This window comes from Streptomyces sp. W16 (assembly GCF_033194735.1).
Classification (GTDB): domain Bacteria; phylum Actinomycetota; class Actinomycetes; order Streptomycetales; family Streptomycetaceae; genus Streptomyces.
Map to the genome: position 1 here is coordinate 1 of NZ_JAWOAI010000823.1, position 2992 is coordinate 2992.

The 2992-nt window shown below is 73.0% G+C and carries 2 protein-coding genes; one reads left to right on the forward strand and one right to left on the reverse strand.

What is annotated here, in order from left to right:
- Positions 1-204, reverse strand: a 204-nt coding sequence (locus tag R6V09_RS49920; protein ID WP_317888055.1) for a DUF2510 domain-containing protein, incomplete at its 3' end; no start/stop codon positions are given.
- Between the two features lie 341 nt (positions 205-545).
- On the opposite strand from R6V09_RS49920, the gene R6V09_RS49925 reads away from it, so the two are divergent.
- Positions 546-2992: ATP-binding protein (locus tag R6V09_RS49925; protein ID WP_317888056.1), on the forward strand; the 2447-nt coding region annotated here is incomplete at its 3' end.

Below are 2992 nucleotides of genomic sequence, written 5' to 3' on the forward strand. Positions count from 1 at the left end.
TCGCGAGGCGGCCGGGGGTTGCGCGGGATACGCCGGGTACGCCCCGGGGAACGGCGGTTCGGTCGGGGGACCCCATTCGGCGGCCGACCCGGCCGGGCGGGTCCGGTCCGTCCATGCCTTGCCGTCCCACCAGCGCTCGGCGGCGGGACCGTCATTCGTCTGCCCGGGATCGGGGTACCACCCGGGGGGAGTCACCTGCGTCATGTCCCTACCGTATGAGGCGTCGGTGAAAGCGGGATGAGAGGATCCGGCCGCAATGGCGTCACGGGCGCCGCCGGTGATCGCGAGCCCGGCCGTCACCCGCCGCGCGTGCCGCGTCCTGCCTGGACCCGGCGCCGCCGGTGGACACACGGCACGCCTGCTCCTGCTGTTACGAGATTGATCGGAAACGGCTTTATTTAAGCGCCTTCTGACTGTTCGTCACGCTCATGAACCCCGCCGTCACCCGATACGGCAACGGCTGCCCGGACCGGCCTCCGCTCCGGCAGCCGGACGGCTACGCTCAAGGCCGGTACGTCGTTCGGGCTACTCGGGGAGGAATCGGGATGACGGAGGACCGGCCTCCGGAGGCCACCTCGGCCTCCCTGTGGGAGCGCGACGAAGAGGTCGCCGGAGTCGTGGAGGCGATCGACGCCCTGTGCGCGGACCAGTCCTCCTCGGGCAGCCTGCTGGTAGTCCGGGGCGAGGCGGGATTCGGCAAGACCGCGCTCCTGGCGGAGACCCGCCGCATCGCCGAGGAACGCAACTGCGTGGTCTGGCAGGCCCGCGGCGGCGAGACCCTCAGGTCCGTCCCCTTCAACGTCGTACGGCAGTTGCTGCAGCCCGCCCTGCTCTCGCTGATGCCCGAGGAGGCGCGCGAGTACCTCGGCGACTGGTACGACATCGCGGGACCCGCCCTCGGCATCGCCGAACCGGGCGAGCGACAGGCCGACCCGCAGGGCGTGTGCGACGGCCTGGTCGCCGCCGTACGCAGACTCGCCAAACGCGAGTGGCCCCTCGTCCTGCTGATCGACGACGCCCACTGGGCCGACCAGGAGACCCTGCGCTGGCTCGCCGCGTTCGCCGAGCGCCTCGACGACCTGTCCGTCCTCGTCGTGGTCGCCCGCAGGCCGGACGAGGTCACCGGTGAACGCGGCCGGTATCTGGACGCGATCGCCGCCCTCACCGGCCACGCCATCACCCACCTGAACGCTCTGACCCCGAGGGCGACCGCCGGCCTCACCCGCGCCACCGTCGGCCCGCATGCCGACGACCCGTTCTGCCGCGAGGTGTGGGCGGTCACCGGCGGCAACCCGTACGAGACCGTCGAACTCCTCGCCAAGGTGCAGGACAGCCAACTCGAACCGGTCGAGCCCTCGGCCGCCGAACTGCGCGCCCTGAACCGCTCCTCGCGCGGCGGCGGACTCGTCGCCCGCCTGGACGGACTGGGCACCGAGGCCACCCGGTTCGCCTGGGCCGCCGCCATCCTCGGCACCGGCATCTCCGAGAAGCTGGTCGCCCGGCTCGCCACCATCAGCGGCGACGAGGCGGCCCGCTGCGCCAAGCTGCTGTGCAACGCCCGTATCCTCACGGCCCCCGACCCCGCCGCGTCCCAGGCCGACGTCGGCGAGCTGGAGTTCGTCCACCCGCTGATCGCCAGCGCCGTCTACGACTCCATCCCGGGCGGCTGGCGTACGGCCATGCACGGCATCGCCGCCCAGGTCGTCACCGACTCGGGGCGCGGCGCCGCCGCCGCGTCACGGCACCTCCTCCAGGTGCACCCGGAGGAGGACCAGGAACTCGTCGAGCAGCTGCGCGAGGCCGCCAGGGAACACCTCTCCATCGGCGCCCCCGACGCCGCCCGCCGCTGTCTGGAGCGCGCGCTGGTGGAGCCGCCGCTCGCCGAGACCCACGCGAGCGTGCTCTACGAACTGGGCTGCGCCACCCTGCTCACCGCGCCCGCCACCACCATCGGCCACATCCAGACCGCTCTCGCCATGCCGGGCCTCGACGGCCACGCACGCGTGGACGCCGTTTTCCGGCTGTCCCAGGCCCTGCTCCACAACGACCAACTCGACGAGGCCGTCCGCACCGTGGAGGCGGAGACCGCCCGGCACGAACCGGGCACCGCCCGGATGCGGCTGCAGGCCGTGCAGTACATGTGGGAGGGCCTCCACGCGGGCGAGGGCACCTCCCCGGGACGTTCCGAGCGGCTCGCCGAACTGGCCGCCACCTGTACCGGCCGGGACAACTCCGAGCGGGCCCTGCTCATCCTGCGCGGCTTCGACGCCATGACCCACGGCGAGAACGCGGAGGAGGTCGTCGAGGTGTGCGACCGCGCCCTCGTCAACGGACGGCTCGCCCCCGGACTGGGCTGGACCGACACCGAGTGGGGCGTCGAGATCCTCATGATGCTGGCCAGCGCCTACGCCTACACGGACCGCCTGGACCGCGCGGAGAGCCTGTACAACGAAGCGCTGCGCGCCTACGAGACGGCGGGCTGGAGCGGCGGCCACCTCTCCCTGGCGCACGCCTATCTCGGCCTCGGCCTGCGCAGGCGCGGCCGGCTCCGTGAGGCGGAGATCTCGCTGCGGGAGTCACTGCGGCTGGCCGAGCGGGTCGGCCGCGGACTGCCCCTGTACTGGTCGGCGACCTGCAACCTGGTCGACACGCTGCTCGCCCGCGGCCATGTCGAGGAGGCCTGGGCGATCTCCGAACAGTACGATTTCGCACCGCCGTACCCGTCCACCATCGTGCTGCCCGACCCCCGCTGTGTGCGCGGCCGGCTGCTGATCGCCACCGGCCGGACCAAGGACGGCATCAACGAACTGGAGGAGGCGGCGAAGGCGGCGGCCGTCCGCAGCCACCACAACCCGGTACTGGTCCCGTGGGCCATCGACCTCGCCCGGGCCCTCGCCGTCGAGGACCCGACCCGCGCCGCCCAGCTCGCCTCCGACGCCCGCCGCCGGGCCGAGCGCTTCGGCACGGACACCGCCATCGGCGAGGCCCTGCG